Annotated in this window: 14 protein-coding genes; 11 read left to right on the plus strand and 3 right to left on the minus strand. The window is 63.4% G+C overall.

Annotated features, from left to right (window positions below; all coding sequences use genetic code 11):
* Nucleotides 1-7: 7 nt before the first annotated feature.
* Genes ACN9M3_RS08960 through ACN9M3_RS08970 form a run of 3 tightly spaced genes read right to left on the minus strand, consistent with a single transcriptional unit; the run spans nt 8 to nt 2008 of the window.
* Nucleotides 8-343 carry a hypothetical protein gene (locus ACN9M3_RS08960; RefSeq protein ID WP_426321896.1) on the minus strand — a complete coding sequence of 112 codons (336 nt, stop codon included), beginning with the start codon at nt 341-343 and terminating at the stop codon, nt 8-10.
* Between the two features lie 58 nt (nt 344-401).
* Nucleotides 402-908, minus strand: coding sequence for a TlpA family protein disulfide reductase (locus ACN9M3_RS08965; protein ID WP_426321898.1), 507 nt, complete (start codon nt 906-908; stop codon nt 402-404).
* Nucleotides 909-910: 2 nt separating this feature from the next.
* Complete coding sequence (locus tag ACN9M3_RS08970; protein ID WP_426321900.1) at nt 911-2008, minus strand: sialidase family protein; 1098 nt, start codon at nt 2006-2008, stop codon at nt 911-913.
* Nucleotides 2009-2206: 198 nt separating this feature from the next.
* Between ACN9M3_RS08970 and ACN9M3_RS08975 the strand changes: the two genes are divergently transcribed.
* From ACN9M3_RS08975 to ACN9M3_RS09025, 11 genes are all read left to right on the plus strand, one after another.
* The gene (locus tag ACN9M3_RS08975; protein ID WP_426170022.1) at nt 2207-4858 is read left to right on the plus strand and encodes a TonB-dependent receptor; all 2652 of its coding nucleotides are present in this window, start codon (nt 2207-2209) and stop codon (nt 4856-4858) included.
* A gap of 6 nt (nt 4859-4864) precedes the next feature.
* Nucleotides 4865-6217 carry an MFS transporter gene (locus tag ACN9M3_RS08980; protein ID WP_426170024.1) on the plus strand — a complete coding sequence of 451 codons (1353 nt, stop codon included), beginning with the start codon at nt 4865-4867 and terminating at the stop codon, nt 6215-6217.
* Nucleotides 6218-6219: 2 nt separating this feature from the next.
* Nucleotides 6220-7164 carry a glycoside hydrolase family 43 protein gene (locus ACN9M3_RS08985; RefSeq protein WP_426170027.1) on the plus strand — a complete coding sequence of 315 codons (945 nt, stop codon included), beginning with the start codon at nt 6220-6222 and terminating at the stop codon, nt 7162-7164.
* Nucleotides 7165-7170: 6 nt separating this feature from the next.
* The gene (locus ACN9M3_RS08990) at nt 7171-8151 is read left to right on the plus strand and encodes an aldose epimerase family protein (protein ID WP_426321903.1); all 981 of its coding nucleotides are present in this window, start codon (nt 7171-7173) and stop codon (nt 8149-8151) included.
* Nucleotides 8152-8237: 86 nt separating this feature from the next.
* Nucleotides 8238-9977 carry an IlvD/Edd family dehydratase gene (locus tag ACN9M3_RS08995; protein WP_426321905.1) on the plus strand — a complete coding sequence of 580 codons (1740 nt, stop codon included), beginning with the start codon at nt 8238-8240 and terminating at the stop codon, nt 9975-9977.
* A 9-nt stretch (nt 9978-9986) separates the two neighbouring features.
* The gene (araD1, locus tag ACN9M3_RS09000) at nt 9987-10979 is read left to right on the plus strand and encodes an AraD1 family protein (protein ID WP_426321907.1); all 993 of its coding nucleotides are present in this window, start codon (nt 9987-9989) and stop codon (nt 10977-10979) included.
* The gene (locus tag ACN9M3_RS09005) at nt 10976-12547 is read left to right on the plus strand and encodes an aldehyde dehydrogenase (NADP(+)) (RefSeq protein WP_426321909.1); all 1572 of its coding nucleotides are present in this window, start codon (nt 10976-10978) and stop codon (nt 12545-12547) included. Before araD1 ends, ACN9M3_RS09005 begins: the two co-directional genes overlap by 4 nt.
* 29 nt (nt 12548-12576) lie before the next feature.
* Complete coding sequence (locus tag ACN9M3_RS09010; protein WP_426321911.1) at nt 12577-13344, plus strand: SDR family NAD(P)-dependent oxidoreductase; 768 nt, start codon at nt 12577-12579, stop codon at nt 13342-13344.
* A 12-nt stretch (nt 13345-13356) separates the two neighbouring features.
* Complete coding sequence (locus ACN9M3_RS09015; RefSeq protein WP_426321913.1) at nt 13357-15237, plus strand: glycoside hydrolase family 97 catalytic domain-containing protein; 1881 nt, start codon at nt 13357-13359, stop codon at nt 15235-15237.
* A gap of 13 nt (nt 15238-15250) precedes the next feature.
* Complete coding sequence (locus ACN9M3_RS09020; protein WP_426321915.1) at nt 15251-16780, plus strand: alpha-N-arabinofuranosidase; 1530 nt, start codon at nt 15251-15253, stop codon at nt 16778-16780.
* A 1-nt stretch (nt 16781) separates the two neighbouring features.
* Complete coding sequence (locus tag ACN9M3_RS09025; protein WP_426321917.1) at nt 16782-18329, plus strand: glycoside hydrolase family 43 protein; 1548 nt, start codon at nt 16782-16784, stop codon at nt 18327-18329.
* Nucleotides 18330-18333 lie beyond the last annotated feature (4 nt).

The following is an 18333-nucleotide window of genomic DNA, read 5'->3' on the forward strand; positions in this document are numbered from 1 at the left end:
GCAGGTGTCACACTGCGGATGGAGGCCCTCGCGCCTGGTGCGGCAGATGGGATTCGCCATCGTACTGCGCCGCGATGATGGCGGTCCGAGGACCTGTGAGGTCATGCGGTGCGGGAGCGGAGGGCTTGCTGTAGCCGGGCGCCATGGCCAGTGCGCCGCACAGCGTGCACTGGGTGAAGCAGTCCGCCATCCCATGTTGGTTGTGGCCTTCGTGATGTTCAGCGCATGCTGCGTGATCCATCATCGGCATCGCTACCTGCGCTGCGGCTGCGTAGCCTTGCAGTGCTGCATACAGCAGCAACAGCAGTGTTACGAAGCGGCGAGTGGTGCGGTGCGAGAACATGTGCCCATCGTAGCGATTGGGCTGTTGTCAAACCATGAACTCGATCAAGTTTTCGCGATCAGCGCATTTTCTCGATCAAGGCCGGCGTGATGACGCCGGAGTAGGCCACGCGCTGGCCCTGCGCGTCGTACCAGTAGCTGCGCGGTTTCTCGCCGCGCCAGCGCGGATCGATGGCGTAGCGCAGGCGTTCCGGGGCAAGGCCTCCGAAGCTCCAGGCATCGGCCAGCAAGTCGATGCCGGACAGGCGCTTTGCCACCAGTTGCGACAGCGCTGCATCGGACAGCGGGTCGGTGGTGATGGTGACGATGTCGAAGCCAGGATTGGCGGCGCGTGCTTTGGACAGGACGTCCAGGCTGTGCTGGCAGAATTCGCAATCCATGGACCAGACCAGGACCACGAAAGGCTTGCCTTTGTGGCTGGCCGCGATCTGCTCCACGCTTTGCGGTGCGAAGGCTTTCAGGCCCGCATTGCCGGCGGCGTAGGCGCTGGGGGATGCCGCCAGGGCGGAAAGGGCGGCGATGGCAGTCGCCACGACTGCGGCGGCCAGGGGATGGAGCATTTTCATGATCATTCCTCGAGTTTGCGAACAACGATGCCTTCATCGGCGGTGCGCCACAGCAGCCAGAGTTCGGCGCCGCGGCGCATGATGTGGGGATGGTCGGAACTGCCCTCGGTGGTGGCGACGGTGTGCTTGCTCCAGCTTGCGCCGCCATCGGGCGATACCTGCGCGTGGACGCCGGTTGCCGTGCCGTCGAACTCTTTCCAGACGACGGCGACACGCTGGCCGGCTGCCGCAACCTCCGCGTGTTCCGCCTGCGGGCCGCCAAGGCGCATCAACTGTCCGTTCCCGGAATAGAACGCGCCGCCTTCATAACCGGCCGCGCTGAACCAGGCCTGGTGGCGCTGGCCCTTGGAATCGAAAGCCAGCGACGGGCCGTGATGCGGGCAGGCGTCGATCTTCCAGCCGTCCTCCGTAGCGCGCGCCGGCGCGGCTGGTTTGCCGTTGGCCGGCAGCCAGGCTACGGCATGGTCGCGGATATTCGGCTCGAAAATATGGCGCCACATGGCGGCGACCCGTCCATCCGGCGCCACGGCGGTGGCGATGCGGCAGCATTCGCAGGTGTGGTCGGCCAGCTTGGCGTCTTCGCCGAAACTGGCCCCGCCGTCGGTGGAGACGGCGTAATAGATGGCGATACCCCGGTAGGGGCGCTGGGCGGCCTGGGCGGCGTCCTTGTCGCGCTGGTCCAGCCAGGCCAGGAAAATGCGGCCCTGAGGGTCGACCTGGATGTCGTCGAAGCGGTGGCCGATCGGGGCGCGGTCGCGCTGCACGGTGTACGGGGGCGAAAAAGTCCGCCCGCCGTCCAGTGAACGGGTGAAGCGGATGTTGCCGGTGTGGCGTTTGCCCAACGTTTGGGTGTAGCTCAGATAGAGCTGGCCTTGGGGGCCGAAGGCGATCTTGGGGCGCGCTTCGCCGTTCGCCTCCACCGTTTCCGGCTTGGGCAAAACCAGGCGCGGCGGGGTCCAGCTGCGGCCCTCGTCGGCGCTCGATTGCAGCACGATGCCGTTGTCGCCAGTGTGCGCCACCCACAAGCGGCCCTGCTGGTCAAAGGCCCCCGAGGTTCCGAGGGTGGAAGCGGCAAGGGCCGCCAGGAGTGTCAGGTTCATGGTCTGGAGGGCGAGAAGGGTCACTGCCAGTCATAATCCTGCATTTTCCTTACCTCTTTCCATGACCCAGATCAACCAGGGTGACATATCGGTTTTGATATCGAACTTTGATAAAAATTGATTAGTTCGATCTCAATGATTTACCTAAGATGAGTTCAAAGAACAGGTAACTTACAAAAACTATAGTCAGGAGACCCTATGAAGCGCCAAGCATTCGCGCCTGGGCTGGTTGCACCGCGCCGTCCGATCGCACTTAAAGTATCCGTAGCTGCATTGGCCGGCATTGGCTTGTTCAGTACCGTTCCCGCCCTTGCGCAGCAGGCTGCCGAAACCGAGATCGCAGTGGTGCAGGTGAGCGGCGTGCGCGCCGCGGCCCAAAGTTCGCTCGATATCAAGCAAAAGGCCGACAATGTGGTCGATTCCATCGTCGCGGACGATATCGGTAAATTCCCTGACACGAACGTTGCCCAGACCCTGGCCCGCATTCCGGGCATCCAGGTGCGCCGCGACGCGGGCGAGGCGAACTCGGTCCTGATCCGCGGCCTGCCCGGCATCGCCACCATGCTGAATGGTCGCGAAATGTTTACCACCACCGGCCGCTATATCCAGCTGGCCGATATTCCGTCCACCATGCTGCAGCGGGTGGACGTTTACAAATCCCAGAGCCCTGAATTGGTTGAAGGCGGCATTGCCGGCGTGATCGACGTGCGCACCAACCGCCCATTCGACTTCAAGGGCTTCACGCTGAGCGCCAACGGCGGCGTGAAAAACCAGGACAAGGCGCACAAGACCGATCCGGAAGCCAATGGCCTGATCTCCAACCGCTGGAAGACCGAATACGGTGAAATCGGCGCGCTGTTCGGCGTTTCGTATGTGCGCAACAATTTCCACGAAGAGCGCAGCTTCAATACCTTCCCGGTCGAGAAAAGCTGGCTGCTGCCGAACCTGACCGGCCCGGACCTGGTCGGCCTGCAAGGCATCTACGGTGAGCGCAAGCGCACGGCCGAGAACTTCGCCCTGCAATGGCGTCCGAACAAGGATACCGAGATCTACGCCGAAGGCCTTTATTCCCGCTACAAGAACCAGGACGAAACCGACTTCTTCGTCGGCCTGCCATGGTGGGCGCCGGGGGGCGGCATCAGCGGCACCAAGATCCCGGGCACCGACCAGCTGGACGAGCTGACTTCGCATGATGCCAACACCATCCTGTCGACCCAGGCGCGCGCATCGCAGAACACCACCTGGCAGACCGCTGTCGGCGCCAAGTGGCGTGCCGCACCGGGCCTGCGCCTGAGCACCGAGCTGGCCCGCACCAAGTCGAAATACGACTGGCGCAACCCGATCATGGACACGATCGTTACCGTGCCTGACGTCTTCCTGAAGACCAATGTCAACGGCGGCGCCTTCATGCGCTACGGCGGCATCGACATGACCGATCCGAAAAACGTGTACCTGTTCCAGTTGTTCGACCGTTACGGCGACGACAAGGGTGCATCCACCGATTGGCGCGCCGACGCGACCTATACGCCTGACGGCAACGGCATCTTCCAGGAGTTCAGTGCCGGCGTACGCTTCAACAAGCGTAGCGCCGAATCGATCAAGTCGATCGAAGGCAGCATGGGTGCGCCGGATGCTTTCAATGCCGCGACGCGCGTTTCGGCTGCGACCCTGCCTGGCATGAGCTGCACCAACCGCGAGCTGTCTGAAGATTACGGCACGCCATACTGGTACACACCATGCGCCAGCTTCCTGCTGAATAACACCAGCGAGGTTCGCAAGGCAGTTACCGGCTCCACCGCCGCCAAGGCGCTGGACCAGGGTTCCTTCTTCTCCGTCAACGAGAAGAACTACGCCTTCTACGGCAAGGCGCGCCTGGGTTGGGAGTGGGGCAGCGTGCCGGTCGACGGCGTGGTTGGCGTGCGTGTCTCCAAGACCGATTCGGACCTGCTGGGCTACAGCATGGTGAATGGCGTTCCAGTCGCTACGCCGAAGGAAAGTTCGGGCACCGATACCCTGCCTAGCGCCAGTTTCAAGGCGACGCTGCGCAAGGACCTGATCGCGCGCCTGGCATACGCCAAGACGCTCAGCCGTCCTGACTTCGCCCAGTTGAACCCGGGGACAGCCTATGTGAACTCGAACGGCAACACCGTGCAGGCTTCTGCGTCGGGCGGCAATCCGGACCTGAAGCCGGTCACCGGCCAGAACGTCGATGCGGCGCTGGAGTGGTATTTCGCGCCGGCGGCAATGGTCAGCGGCACCGTGTTCCGCCATAACTTTGACGGCTATATCGTCAGCCGCGCCCAGCCCGAGGTGTACCAGGGTGTGACCTACCAGACGAGCCGTCCTTTCAATACCGACAAGGGACACCTGCAGGGCGTGGAGCTGTCCTACCAGCAGTTCTACGACAAACTGCCTGGCTGGCTGAGTGGTTTCGGCACCCAGTTGAACTACACTTATATGGAAGGCGGCGTGACGTCGTCGTCCATCGGGCCGGGCGACCTGCCTTTCCCCGGCATGTCCAAGAACTCGTATAACATTGTTCTGCTGTATGAGAAGAATGGCATCTCCGGCCGCCTGGCCTATAACTGGCGCTCGAAGTTCACGCAGATTTATGGCGACGGGTCGGCAATCCAGGGGGCTGCGCCGAGCCGCAACCTGGTCGCAGGTGCCACCAGCAGCCTGGATGGTTCCCTCAGCTACAAGTTCACCCCGAACCTGTCTGTGACGCTGACCGGCACCAACCTGCTGAACTTCAAATACAAGGACTACTGGACCGACGCGAACGTGTATCCACGCGATATCCGCCGCTACGACCGTACCGTTGGCCTGATGTTGAACTGGAAGAACTGATTTACCATGCAAAACCAAAAGATGTCGGTGCTCGAAAAGGCGGGCTTCGGGGCAGGGGATGCGGCACTCAATGTCGTGATCTCGTCCATGATGCTGATTATTACTTTCTTCTACACCGACATCTACGGCTTGCGAACGCAAGACCTGGCGCTGTTGTTCGTGCTGGTGAAGATTGTCGGCGCGGTGGCCGACCTGACGATGGGGCAGATCACCGACCGTTTCACCAGCCGCTTCGGCCGCTATCGCCCCTACCTGCTGTGGCTTGCGGTTCCTTACGGCGTAAGTATTCTCTTCGTGTTCTCCACGCCGGACTGGAGCTACGACGCCAAGCTGGTGTGGGCTTACTCCACCTACATCATCATGACCGTGATGACGGCGGGTGTTGGCATTCCGTATATTTCCCTGCCAAGTGCGCTGACCAGCGATCCGAAGGAAAGCCTGTCGGCCAACGGCTACCGCCTGTTCTTTGCCAAGATTGGCGCTTTCCTGGTGACCATCGTGGTGCCGCTGCTGTCGGAGCGCTGGGGCGAGGGTAATGCCGCCCACGGCTACCAGATGGCGATGGCGGTGATGGCGGTGCTGGGCGTGGCGCTGTTCCTGTTCTGCTTCTTCACCACCACCGAGCGCGTGCACCATGTGGTGGTGCGACAGTCGCTGGGCGAGCAGTTGAAGGTGCTGATGAAGAACGACCAGTGGCTGATCCTGTGCGGCGTGTGCGTGACCGGCACCATCGGCTATGTGGTGCGAGGTTCGGTGGCGATCTATTACGCCAAGTACTATCTGGGCCTCAATACGGCGCAGGTATCGGCCTTCCTGTCCACCGGCGTGGTGGCCGCCATCCTGTCGATGATCGCATCGACTTGGATCACGAAGGTCTACTGCAAGGTCAAGCTGTTCCGCTGGACGCAGTTGATCGTGGCGGGCATCAGCCTGGCGATTTACCTCCTCGTCAAGCCGGGCGATGTGATGCTGGCCTTCATACTGTTCTTCGCACTGTCGTTCATCGTCGACCTGCATGCGCCGGTATTCTGGTCCGCTATCGGCGAGACGATCGACTACGGCCAGGTCAAGACCGGCAAGCGCGTTTCCGGGTTTGCTTTCGGCGGCATTTCGGTCTGCCAGAAGGCGGGCATGGCGATCGCCGGCGGCCTGGTTGGCATCCTGCTCACCTATTTCCATTACGTGCCTAATCAGGCGCAATCCGAATTCGCACTGAACGGCATCGCCCTGATGCTTTCGGTGATTCCTGGCTTCTTCCACCTGCTCATGGGGCTGTTGATGTTCGCCTATCGCATCAGCGATGAGTATTACGGCACCGTGAAAGAGAGCATGAAGTCCAACGGCTATGTAAGCGCTTGAACATGCAAAAACTGTCTCCCTTGATCGAGCAACGCGCCGATCCCTATATCGTTCGCCACAGCGACGGCTATTACTACTTCACCGCCTCGGTGCCGCAATACGACCGCATCGAACTGCGTCGCGCCGCCACCATAGAAGGCTTGCGCGATGCGCAGACCGTGGACGTATGGCACAAGCCGGACACCGGCGCCTACAGTGAATTGATCTGGGCGCCGGAACTGCACTACAACCAGGGCGCCTGGTACGTCTATTTTGCCGCCGCACCGAGCCGCGAGATCAAGTACAAGCTGTTCCAGCACCGCATGTACGCGATCCGCAACCAGAACGCCAATCCGCTGGAAGGGGAGTGGGAGTTCATGGGGCAGGTCGATTCCGGCATCGACACCTTCTGCCTGGATGCGACCACCTTCACCCACAAGGGCAAGCTGTATTACCTGTGGGCGCAGAAGGACAATGAAATTGAAGGCAATTCCAATCTCTACATCGCAGAGATGGAAACGCCGTGGCAGATCAAGGGCAAGCCGGTGATGCTGACCAAGCCGGAGTTCGACTGGGAGATCCGCGGCTTCTGGGTCAACGAAGGCCCGTCCGTCCTGCAGCGCAACGGCAAGGTGTTCATCAGCTATTCCGCCAGCGCCACCGACGAGAATTACGCCATGGGCCTGCTGTGGGCCGATGCCGATGCGGACCTGCTGGACCCTGCCGCCTGGACCAAGTCGAAGGAGCCGGTACTGCAGACCTGCTTCGAGCACGGCATCTACGGCCCTGGGCATAACAGCTTCACCGTGGACGCGGACGGAAACGTGCTGCTGGTGTACCATGCCCGCACGTACACGGAAATCGTCGGCGACCCGTTGTGGAACCCGGACCGCCATACTTTCGTCAAACCGCTGCGCTGGGATGCGCAGGGCATGCCCGTCTTCGGACGGCCCTCAGTTATCGAGTAAGCACACATGATCCAGAGCGCGCCATTCGGCCACGCACCGGACGGCACGCCGCTGTCCCTGTTCACCCTGACCAATGCCCAAGGCATGGAGGTCAGGATCACCAATTACGGCGGGATCGTCACCCATATCCTGGCCCCGGATCGTGACGGCCGCTTGGCCAATGTCACGCTGGGCTTCGACACGGCGGCTGAGTATTTCGGCCGTTCGCCTTATTTCGGCGCGCTGATCGGACGCTGCGGCAATCGTATCGCGCAAGGCCGCTTCACGTTGGACGGCGCCGAGCACCAGTTGGCCGTCAACGATGGCGCCAACCACCTGCATGGCGGCGCGCAAGGTTTCGACAAGGTGGTGTGGAATGCCGACGTGGAAGGCGAGGCCCTGGTGCTGCGCTACCGCAGCCCGGACGGGGAGCAGGGCTATCCCGGCAATCTTGACGTGCAGGCAAGCTACACGCTCAGCGACGATGGCGCGCTGACTGTGGACTTCCGCGCCACCACAGACCGCGCAACGCCGGTCAACCTGACCCACCACGCCTACTTCAACCTGGCCGGCAGCGGCACCATCAACGATCACGAAATGTGGATCGATGCGCCGCATTACACGCCGGTCGACGACGGTTTGATACCAACCGGCGAACTGGCCGCCGTGGCGGGAACGCCGTTCGATTTCCGCGAGCCGCGCGCCATCGGCGATGCGGTCTACGACCATAACTTTGCGCTGGCGCCGGCCGAGGGCATGCGCTGCGCGGTACGGGTGCGCGAACCGCGCTCCGGGCGGCAGTTGGAAGTGCTCACTCACGAGCCGGGCATCCAGTTCTACAGCGGGAATTTCCTTGACGGCTCGCTGGGTTTCCCGCATCGCGGCGGCTTTTGCCTGGAGCCGCAACACTTCCCTGACGCGCCCAATAAACCGCATTTCCCCAGCGTGATCCTGCGCCCGGGAGAGGTCTATCGGAACACCCTGGCCTTCCGTTTTTCTCGATATTGATTTTGATATTGATAGGAACAAATAAGTCATTAGAAATATATTGCTCTGAGCCGTAACATTTCCTCCATCAATAAGCGGAGGAATCCATGTCAGAGACAAAGAAAACGATAAAACTTCGCTCGGCCGAATGGTTCGGGACGCAGGACAAAAACGGCTTCATGTACCGGAGCTGGATGAAGAACCAGGGCATTCCTGATCACGAATTCCGCGGCAAGCCAATCATCGGCATCTGCAATACCTGGTCCGAACTGACCCCGTGCAACGCACACTTCCGCCAGCTCGCGGAACACGTCAAGAAGGGCATCCTGGAAGCGGGCGGCTACCCGGTCGAATTCCCTGTGTTCTCCAACGGCGAATCCAACCTGCGCCCAACCGCCATGCTGACCCGTAACCTGGCCAGCATGGACGTGGAAGAATCCATCCGCGGCAATCCGATGGATGCCGTGGTACTGCTGGTGGGCTGCGACAAGACCACCCCGGCGCTGCTGATGGGCGCCGCCTCGGTCGACCTGCCGACCATCGTCGTGACCGGCGGCCCGATGCTGAACGGCAAACTGAACGGCAAGGACATCGGTTCTGGCACCGCCGTCTGGCAACTGCACGAGCAGGTCAAGGCCGGCGAAATCACCATGCACCAGTTCATGTCGGCCGAAGCGGGCATGTCCCGTTCCGCCGGCACCTGCAACACCATGGGTACCGCATCCACCATGGCCTGCATGGCCGAATCGCTCGGCACCTCGCTGCCGCACAACGCTGCGATTCCTGCCGTCGACGCGCGCCGCTACGTGCTGGCGCATATGTCCGGCATCCGCATCGTCGAAATGGTGTGGGAAGACCTGCGCCTGTCCAAGATCCTCAAGCGCGAAAACTTCGAGAACGCGATCCGCGTCAACGCCGCCATCGGCGGTTCGACCAACGCCGTGATCCACCTGAGAGCCATCGCCGGCCGCATCGGCGTGCCGCTGGAGCTGGAAGACTGGACCAAGGTTGGCAAAGGCATGCCGACCATCGTCGACCTGATGCCTTCCGGCCGCTACCTGATGGAAGAGTTCTACTACGCCGGCGGCTTGCCGGGCGTGATCCGCCGCATGGGCGAAGCAAACCTGCTGCCGCATCCGGATGCGCTGACCGTCAACGGCAAGACCATTGGCGAGAACTGCTCCGAAGCGCCGATCTACAACGATGAAGTGATTCGCAAGATCGACAACCCGCTAATCGCCGATGGCGGCATCTGCATCCTGCGCGGCAACCTGGCGCCGCGCGGAGCAGTGCTGAAGCCTTCCGCCGCCTCGCCGCACCTGATGCAGCATCGCGGCAAGGCCGTGGTGTTCGAGAACTTCGACCACTACAAGGAGCGCATCATCGATCCGGACCTGGACGTCGACGAGAACTCGATCCTGGTGATGAAGAACTGCGGCCCGAAAGGCTATCCGGGCATGGCGGAAGTCGGCAATATGGGCCTGCCGCCAAAGCTGCTGGCCAAGGGCATCAAGGACATGGTCCGCATTTCCGACGCACGCATGAGTGGTACCGCCTACGGCACTGTGGTGCTGCACGTGGCGCCGGAAGCGATGGCCGGCGGCCCGCTCGGCGCCGTGAAGGATGGCGACTGGATCGAGCTCGATTGCGCCAACAACAAGCTGCAGCTCGAGATTAGCGACGAGGAAATGAAGGCGCGCCTCGCCGAGCGCGCCGCGCAGCAGGAGCCGCCGAAGTCCGGCTACCAGCAACTGTATATCGACCACGTGTTGCAAGCCGACGAAGGCTGCGACTTCGACTTCCTGGTTGGCTGCCGCGGTTCGGCCGTGCCGCGCCATTCGCACTAAGGAGAACCCATGCTGCTCGTACAATTCACCAATGAAGCCGGCTCGCGCCGCGTAGCCTCGCTGGACGGCGACGTGCTGCGCGTGCTGGACGGCGTGTCCACCACCTATGAACTGGCGCAGCGCGCCATCGGCAGCGGAAAAGGCCTGGCCGCCGTTGCGCAAGCTGCCATCGGCACCAGTACCGAAAGCTACGAAGCCGTGGCGACCGCCGGCCGCATCCTGCCGCCGCTGGACCACGCCGACCCGGCGCACTGCTACGTCACCGGCACCGGCCTGACCCACCTGGGCAGCGCCGATGCGCGCGACGCCATGCACCGCAAGATCGGCGGCGACGTCGAGTCGCTGAGCGATTCCATGAAGATGTTCCGCCTCGGCGTGGAAGGCGGCAAGCCTGCGGAAGGCCAACGCGGCGTGCAGCCGGAATGGTTCTACAAGGGCGACGGTTCGATCGTTGCCGCCACCGGCCAGGCGCTGACCATGCCCGAGTTCTCGCTGGACGGCGGCGAAGAGCCTGAGATCGCCGGCCTGTACGTGATCGGCGAAGACGGCCAGCCTTACCGCCTCGGTTTCGCCATCGGCAACGAGTTTTCCGACCACGTGACGGAACGCCAGAACTACCTCTACCTGGCGCACTCCAAGCTGCGCAACTGTGGCCTCGGCCCGGCCCTGCGCGTGGGCGAACTGCCGCAGCATATCGACGGCGCCTCGCGTATCGTCGGCAAGGATGGCGCGGTGCGCTGGCAAAAGGCCTTCGTCAGCGGCGAACAGAACATGTCGCACACCATCGCCAACCTGGAATACCACCACTTCAAGTATGGCCTGTTCTGCCGCCCTGGCGACGTGCACATCCATTTCTTCGGCACCGCCACCCTGAGCTTCGCCGACGGCATCTCCGTGCAGGCAGGCGAGACCTTTGAAGTCGAGGCACCGGCATTTGGCCCGGCCCTGCGCAATCCGCTGCGCATCCAGGAATCCCGCTACAAGAAAGTGAACCAACTATGACCATTACCGGCGAAGCACTCATTGGCGGCGTGGCCGTGCGCGGGGAGGGCGCCGCACAGCGCGCCTTCAATCCCGGCCTGGAGCAGCAGTTCGGCGAAGAATTCAACGCTGTCAGCGTCGAGCAGGTAAATGACGCTTGCCGCCTGGCCGGCGCCGCATTCGACACCTTCCGTGCCACCAGCGACACCGCGCGTGCGGAACTGCTGGACGCGATTGCCCGCAACATCCTCGACATCGGCGCGGAACTGATCGAGCGGGCCATGGCCGAAACCGGCCTGCCGCAAGCCCGCCTGGAAGGCGAGCGGGCGCGTACTTGCAACCAGCTCAAGATGTTCGCCGCGTTGTTGCGCGAAGGCTCGTGGTGCGATCCGCGCATCGACGTGGCCCTGCCGACCCGCACGCCGCCGCGCGCCGACCTGCGTTTCCGCCTGATCGGCGTTGGCCCGGTTGCCGTCTTCGGCGCTTCCAACTTCCCGCTGGCGTTCTCTGTAGCCGGCGGCGATACGGCTTCCGCGCTGGCGGCCGGCTGCCCGGTGGTGGTGAAGGCGCACTCCGCCCACCCTGGCACTTCCGAGCTGGTGGCGCGCGCCGTGGTGGCCGCCGTGGCCCAGTGCGGCCTGCCGGCGGGCGTATTCGCGCTGCTGACCGGCAGCGGCAGCCACATCGGCCAGACGCTGGTGGCGCATCCTGCGATCCAGGCGGTCGGCTTTACCGGTTCCCGCAGCGGCGGTACCGCGCTGATGGTTACCGCCGCAGCGCGCAAGCAGCCGATTCCCGTGTACGCTGAAATGAGCAGCATCAACCCGGTCTTCCTGTTGCCGGAAGCCCTGGCTGGCCGTCCTGACAGCATCGCTGCCGGCTTTGCGGCATCGCTGACGCTGGGCGTCGGCCAGTTCTGCACCAACCCCGGCCTGGTGCTGGGCATTGAAGGCCCGGGCCTGGAGCGCTTCTGCGCCAGCGCCGCGCAGGCATTGGGCGGCGTCGCACCTGCGACCATGCTGAGCGCAGGCATCGCCGGCGCCTACCAGCGCGGCGTGCAGGCGCTGGCCTCGCGCAACGACGTTGAAACTGTCACTGCCACCCCGCACGGCGGCTGCAAGGGCGGCGCTGCGCTGTTCCGCACCACAGCGAAGGCCTTCCTGTCGCAGCATGCGCTGTCGGATGAAGTATTCGGCCCGGCTTCGCTGGTGATCGCCTGCCGCGACATCGACGAGATGATCGCCGTGGCGGAACACCTGGAAGGCCAGCTGACCGCTACCCTGCAGATGGCCGACGGCGATGCCGCGACTGCGCGCAAGTTGCTGCCGGTGCTGGAGCGCAAAGCCGGCCGTATCCTGGCCAATGGCTATCCGACCGGCGTCGAAGTCACCAGCGCGATGGTGCACGGCGGCCCATTCCCATCCACCTCGGATGGCCGCAGCACCTCGGTCGGCACGGCGGCAATCTACCGCTTCCTGCGCGCCGTGTGCTACCAGGACTTGCCGGCCTCGCTGCTGCCGCCGGTGCTGCAGGATGAAAATCCGGGCAATACCTGGCGGCGCCGCGACGGCGTCCTCGGCCAGCACTAGAAAAACAGCAATAAAAATATGGAGACACCATGACACAAGCAGCAAACTACCCGAGCCTCCAGGGCAAGCGGGTATTTGTCACCGGCGGCGGCACCGGCATCGGCGCCAGCATCGTCGCGGCCTTTGCAAAACAGGGCGCCCGCGTGGCGTTCGTCGATATTGCGAAAGAGGCCAGCGAAGCATTGTGCGACGCTGTTGCCGCCAGCGGCGCCGAGCGCCCTCAGTTCCGCGCCTGCGACATCACCGACATCGCGGCGCTGCAGCGCACGATGAAAGAGTTTGCGGCGGAACTGGGCGATTTCGACGTGCTGGTGAACAATGCGGCGAACGACCAGCGTCATAGTGTCGAAGATGTGACCCCGGAATACTGGGACCAGCGCATCGCCATCAACCAGCGCCCGCTGTTCTTCACCTGCCAGGCAGTCCTGCCGGGCATGAAGGCCAAGGGCGGCGGCTCCATCATCAACATCGGTTCGATCTCCTGGATCGCCAAGGGCGCCGGTTATCCCGTGTACGCGACCGCCAAGGCCGCAACCCACGGGCTGACCCGCGGCATGGCGCGCGACCTGGGCAAGCACAATGTGCGCGTCAACACGGTCACGCCAGGCTGGGTCATGACCCAGCGCCAGGTGGACCTGTGGGTCGACGCTGCGGCGGAAGAAGAGATCGCCCGCAGCCAGTGCCTGCCGGGCAAGCTGCTGCCGGAACACATCGCTGCCATGTGCCTGTTCCTGGGCGCCGATGACAGCGCCATGTGCACGGCGCAGGATTTTATCGTTGACGCAGGCTGGGTTTAAAAGGAGATTGCCATGATCAAGCTCGCCCTTCCGGCATTGCTGGTGGCAGTCCAGTCGTGGTCCTTCGCGCACGACATCGCCAGCCCTGACAAGCAGGTCAAGGTGCAGTTCGAACTATCGCCGCGCGGCGAGCCGACCTATGCGGTCGCCCGCGCCGGCCAGCCGGTGCTGCTGACTTCCCGCCTTGGCCTCCAGTTGCAATCGGCCGACCTGACACGCAGCCTGCGCCTGGCTTCCGCCGGCGCAGTGCAGCGCATTTCCGAAGATTACACGCTCGCCACCGGCAAGCGCCGCAGCAACCATTACGAAGCCAACGAGCGCCGCTTCTCCCTGCGCGACAAGCAGGGACGCAAGCTCGACATCGTGTTCCGCGTTTCCAACGACGGCGTGGCCTTCCGCTACGAGACCGCCGGCGGCACTGTGCGCCGCGAGGCCACCAGCTTTGCCTTCGCGCCCGCAGCCCGCGCCTGGCTGCAACCGATGTCGGTCGCGCAGACCGGCTGGGCCAACACCAATCCTTCCTACGAAGAGTACTACCAGGCCGACATCCCGGTCGGCACCGCGTCGCCGCTGCCGTCGGGCTGGGTCTTCCCGGCGCTGTTCCGCAGCGGCGACAACTGGGTCGCGCTGACCGAGGCCGGCATGGACGGCAGCTGGCACGCCTCGCGCCTGCAGGACAAGGCGCCCGGCGGCGAATACCGCATTGGCGGCCCGAGCGCTCCGGAAGTGTTTCCCGGTGGCGCCCTGATGGGCAGCGGCGCGGCCTCGCCATGGCGCGTGCTGGCCCTGGGACCCTTGGCTACGGTCATGCAGTCGACGCTGGGCACCGACTTGGCTGCGCCTGCGATCCCGTTCGATGCCGCGCTGGTGCAGCCGGGCCACGCTTCGTGGAGCTGGGCCATCCTGAAAGACGATGCCACCGTGTTCGATGTGCAGAAAAAGTTCATCGACTATGCGGTGCAGATGAAGTGGGATTACACCCTGGTCGACGCCGACTGGGACCGCAAGATCGGCTACGACAGGATGCGCGAGCTGGCCCAGTACGCGGCAGGGAAGGGCGTCGGCCTGCTGGCCTGGTACAACTCTTCGGGCAGCTGGAACAAGACAGAGTATTCGCCCAAGGGCAAGCTGCTGACCCGCGAAGCGCGCCGCGCCGAATTCGCACGTTTGCGCGAAATGGGCATCAAGGGCGTGAAGATTGACTTCTTCGGCGGCGATGGCCAATCCTTCATCGCCTACTATGTCGACATCCTGAAGGACGCGGCGGAAGCCGGCCTCCTGGTGAACTTCCACGGCGCCACGCTGCCGCGCGGCTGGAGCCGTACCTACCCCAACCTGATGACGGCGGAGGCGGTACGCGGTTTCGAGTTCTCCACTTTCGAGCAGGACGGCCAGGACAAGGTGGTCAAGCATGCAGCCATGCTGCCTTTCGCACGCAACCTGTTCGACCCGATGGACTTCACTCCCATGGCTTTCGGCGACATCCCCAAAATCAAGCGCGCCACGCGCAACGGTTTCGAGCTGGCGGAAGCGGTGTTGTTCACGTCCGGCATCCAGCATTTCGCCGAAACCCCGGACGGCATGGCAACTGTGCCGGCCTATGTGCAGGACCTGCTGCGGCAACTGCCACGCAGCTGGGACGACGTACGCTTCGTCGACGGCGTGCCGGCACGCTACGTGGTGCTGGCGCGGCGCGCCGGCGACACCTGGTACGTGGCAGGTATCAATGCGCAGGACAGCGCGCAGGAAGTATCGGTGGAACTCGGCGCGCCCGGCACGCTGATCACCGATGGCGCCGGCGAGCGCGAATTCAGCCAGCGGGCGGTTGCCGCCGGCAAGCAGAAGATCACGATGCAGCCACACGGCGGCTTCGTTGCGGTATTCAAACAATAAACTAGGAGATGCTATGAAGAAGACGATGATCGCGTTGGCCTTGCTCACCGCAGGCCTGGCGCAAGCTGCCACCACCGTAAAGATCGACACCGCCAAACCCGGTCCGGTCATCAACAAGGACGTCTACGGCCAGTTCGCCGAACACCTTGGCACCGGCATCTACGGCGGAATGTGGGTCGGCCCGCAATCGAAGATCCCGAATACGCGCGGCTGGCGCAACGACGTGATCGGTGCGCTGAAGAAGCTGCACGTGCCGCTGGTGCGCTGGCCAGGCGGCTGCTTCGCCGATGAATACCACTGGCGCGAAGGCATCGGCCCGCGCAACAAGCGTCCGGTCAAGATCAACACCACCTGGGGCGGCGTGGACGAGAACAACGCGGTCGGCACTCATGAATTCTTCGACCTGGTCGAGCAGCTGGGCGCGGACGCGTACGTGAACGGCAACCTGGGCACCGGCTCGCCGCAGGAAATGGCGGAATGGCTGGAGTACATGACCTCCGATAACAAGTCGACCCTGCCGGAACTGCGCCGCAAGAATGGCCGCGACAAGCCGTTCAAGGTGGCTTACTTCGCCGTCGGTAACGAAGCCTGGGGCTGCGGCGGCAATATGAAGCCGGAGTACTACACCAACCTGTATCGCCAGAGCGTCACCTTCCTCAAGACTCCGGCCGGTGCGCGTCCGAAGATGGTCGCCAGCGGCGGCAACGACAACGACACCAGCTGGACCGAAGAGCTGAGCAAGTCCGCCAAGAATATGACGGACGGCATCAGCTTCCACTATTACACCATCCCCACCGGCAAGTGGGAAGTGAAGGGCGCGGCCACCGGTTTCCCGGACAATGAATGGTTCTCGACCCTGCATGCCACCATGCGCATGGAAGACCACATCCGCAACAACGTGAAGGTGCTGGACAAGAACGATCCGGAGAAGAAGCTGGGCTTCTATGTCGACGAATGGGGTACCTGGTATGACGTGGAGAAGGGCACCAACGCCGGCTTCCTGTACCAGCAGAACACCCTGCGTGATGCAGTGGTGGCCGCGCTGAACTTCAACATCTTCCACGACCATGCCGACCGCGTGCGCATGACCAATATTGCGCAGATGGTCAATGTGCTGCAGGCCATGATCCTGACCGACAATGAGAAGATGCTGCTGACGCCGACTTACCACGCATACGAAATGTACGTGCCGTTCCAGGGCGCGACCACCCTGCCGCTGTCGCTGGAAGGCAACCGCAAGTACAGCTCCGGCGACAAGAGCATCCCGCAGGTCAGCGCTTCCGCCGCACGCGGCAAGGATGGCAAGATCTACGTGGCGCTGGTGAACACCAATCCCGGCGAGGCTGAAGAAGTGAACATCGATGGCGTGGGTGCAGGCAAGGCCAGCGCACGCGTGCTGACCGCCAACGCCATGGATGCGCACAACACCTTCGCCAAGCCGGACGCCGTGAAGCCGGCGCCGATCGCCGTGCAGTCCAGCGGCGGCAAGCTGACCGTGAAGATGCCGGCCAAGTCGGTCGTCGTTGTGGCCGTCGGAGACTAAGATGGAAAACATCTCCGTGCAACGCCGGGCGTTTCTGCGCTCGGCGGCGGCCGGTGTCGCCCTGGCGGGCCTGGGCGGCTGCGGTGGCGGCGGCGGTGGCTCGTCCACCGCCGTGGCCCCGGCGTCGGCGCCACCCGCGGCGTCGCCAGTGCCGCCAACTACGCCATCGGTGACGACGGTCGCCTTCGCCAACGTATCGGTGCATGACCCTTCGGTGATCAAGTCGGGCGACGCCTATTACGTATTCGGTTCCCACCTGGCGGCGGCAAAAACCACCGACTGGATGAACTGGACGAAGATTGCCGATGGCGTCAACGCCGGCAATCCGCTGTTCAACAACGTTACCGTGGCGCTGACGGAAGCGCTGACCTGGGCTCAGTCCGACACGCTGTGGGCGCCGGACGTGGCCAAACTGGATGACGGCAAGTTCTACATGTACTACTGCGCCTGCAAGGGCGACTCTCCGCGCTCCGCACTCGGCGTGGCGGTGGCGGACAAGGTGGACGGCCCTTACGTCAACAAGCAACTGCTGCTGAAGTCCGGTATGTGGGGCGAGGTCAGTCCCGACGGCACCATCTACGACGCCACGAAGCATCCCAACGTGGTGGACCCCAACGTCTTCCGCGACAGCAGCGGCAAGCTGTGGATGGTGTACGGCTCCTACTCCGGCGGCATCTTCATCATGGAGATGGACCCGGCGACCGGGCTGCAGAAGCCCGGCCAGGGCTACGGCAAGCACCTGATGGGCGGCAATCACGCGCGCATCGAGGGCGCGTACATCCTGTACAGCTCTGACAGCAAGTACTACTACCTGTTCGTATCGTTTGGCGGGCTGGATGCAAATGGCGGCTACAACATCCGCGTTGCCCGTTCGCTGAACCCGGACGGCCCGTATGTGGATGCAGCGGGCACCGACATGGCGACCGTCAAGGCCAACCCGGCGTTGCCGCTGTTTGACGACGCCAGCATCGCACCGCACGGGCAGAAGCTGATGGGCAGCCACCAGTTTGCGCTGGCGGCGGGCGAGAGCGGCACGGCGCTCGGCTACGTATCGCCGGGCCACAACTCGGCGTACTACGATGCGGCTGCCGGCAAGTACTTCCTGGTGTTCCATACCCGCTTCCCGGGTCAGGGCGAGGTGCATGAGGTACGCGTGCACGAAATGTTCATCAACGCCGACGGCTGGCCGGTGGTGGCGCCATTCCGCTATGTTCCGCTGTCGAAGAATGCCACCACGCTGTCGGCAGACGTTACTGCGGCTGACGCAGCGGGCACGTACAAGGTGATCAACCATGGCAAGGACATTTCGGCAACCATCAAGCCATCGCAGGTCGTGACCCTGGCCGCCGGCGGCGCCGTCAGCGGTGCGCTGGCAGGCACCTGGACGCACCAGGGCGCAAACAAGGTCGGCATCGTGCTGGCCGACGGTACAGTCTACAATGGGATCTTGTCGCGGCAGTGGAATACCAACGCCGGCGCCTTTGAGGTGACCTTTACGGTGCAGTCGAAGGCAGGCGTATCGCTGTGGGGCGCGAGAACGGGAACTTGAGATG

The sequence above is a fragment of the Pseudoduganella sp. R-43 genome, from assembly GCF_049913255.1.
Lineage (GTDB): Bacteria > Pseudomonadota > Gammaproteobacteria > Burkholderiales > Burkholderiaceae_D > Rugamonas.

Coding starts and splice junctions, on each gene's coding strand:
- ACN9M3_RS08960 (WP_426321896.1), bottom strand. CDS start 343: ATGTTCTCGCACCGCACCACTCGCCGCTTCGTAACACTGCTGTTGCTG.
- ACN9M3_RS08965 (WP_426321898.1), bottom strand. CDS start 908: ATGAAAATGCTCCATCCCCTGGCCGCCGCAGTCGTGGCGACTGCCATC.
- ACN9M3_RS08970 (WP_426321900.1), bottom strand. CDS start 2,008: ATGAACCTGACACTCCTGGCGGCCCTTGCCGCTTCCACCCTCGGAACC.
- ACN9M3_RS08975 (WP_426170022.1), top strand. CDS start 2,207: ATGAAGCGCCAAGCATTCGCGCCTGGGCTGGTTGCACCGCGCCGTCCG.
- ACN9M3_RS08980 (WP_426170024.1), top strand. CDS start 4,865: ATGCAAAACCAAAAGATGTCGGTGCTCGAAAAGGCGGGCTTCGGGGCA.
- ACN9M3_RS08985 (WP_426170027.1), top strand. CDS start 6,220: ATGCAAAAACTGTCTCCCTTGATCGAGCAACGCGCCGATCCCTATATC.
- ACN9M3_RS08990 (WP_426321903.1), top strand. CDS start 7,171: ATGATCCAGAGCGCGCCATTCGGCCACGCACCGGACGGCACGCCGCTG.
- ACN9M3_RS08995 (WP_426321905.1), top strand. CDS start 8,238: ATGTCAGAGACAAAGAAAACGATAAAACTTCGCTCGGCCGAATGGTTC.
- araD1 (WP_426321907.1), top strand. CDS start 9,987: ATGCTGCTCGTACAATTCACCAATGAAGCCGGCTCGCGCCGCGTAGCC.
- ACN9M3_RS09005 (WP_426321909.1), top strand. CDS start 10,976: ATGACCATTACCGGCGAAGCACTCATTGGCGGCGTGGCCGTGCGCGGG.
- ACN9M3_RS09010 (WP_426321911.1), top strand. CDS start 12,577: ATGACACAAGCAGCAAACTACCCGAGCCTCCAGGGCAAGCGGGTATTT.
- ACN9M3_RS09015 (WP_426321913.1), top strand. CDS start 13,357: ATGATCAAGCTCGCCCTTCCGGCATTGCTGGTGGCAGTCCAGTCGTGG.
- ACN9M3_RS09020 (WP_426321915.1), top strand. CDS start 15,251: ATGAAGAAGACGATGATCGCGTTGGCCTTGCTCACCGCAGGCCTGGCG.
- ACN9M3_RS09025 (WP_426321917.1), top strand. CDS start 16,782: ATGGAAAACATCTCCGTGCAACGCCGGGCGTTTCTGCGCTCGGCGGCG.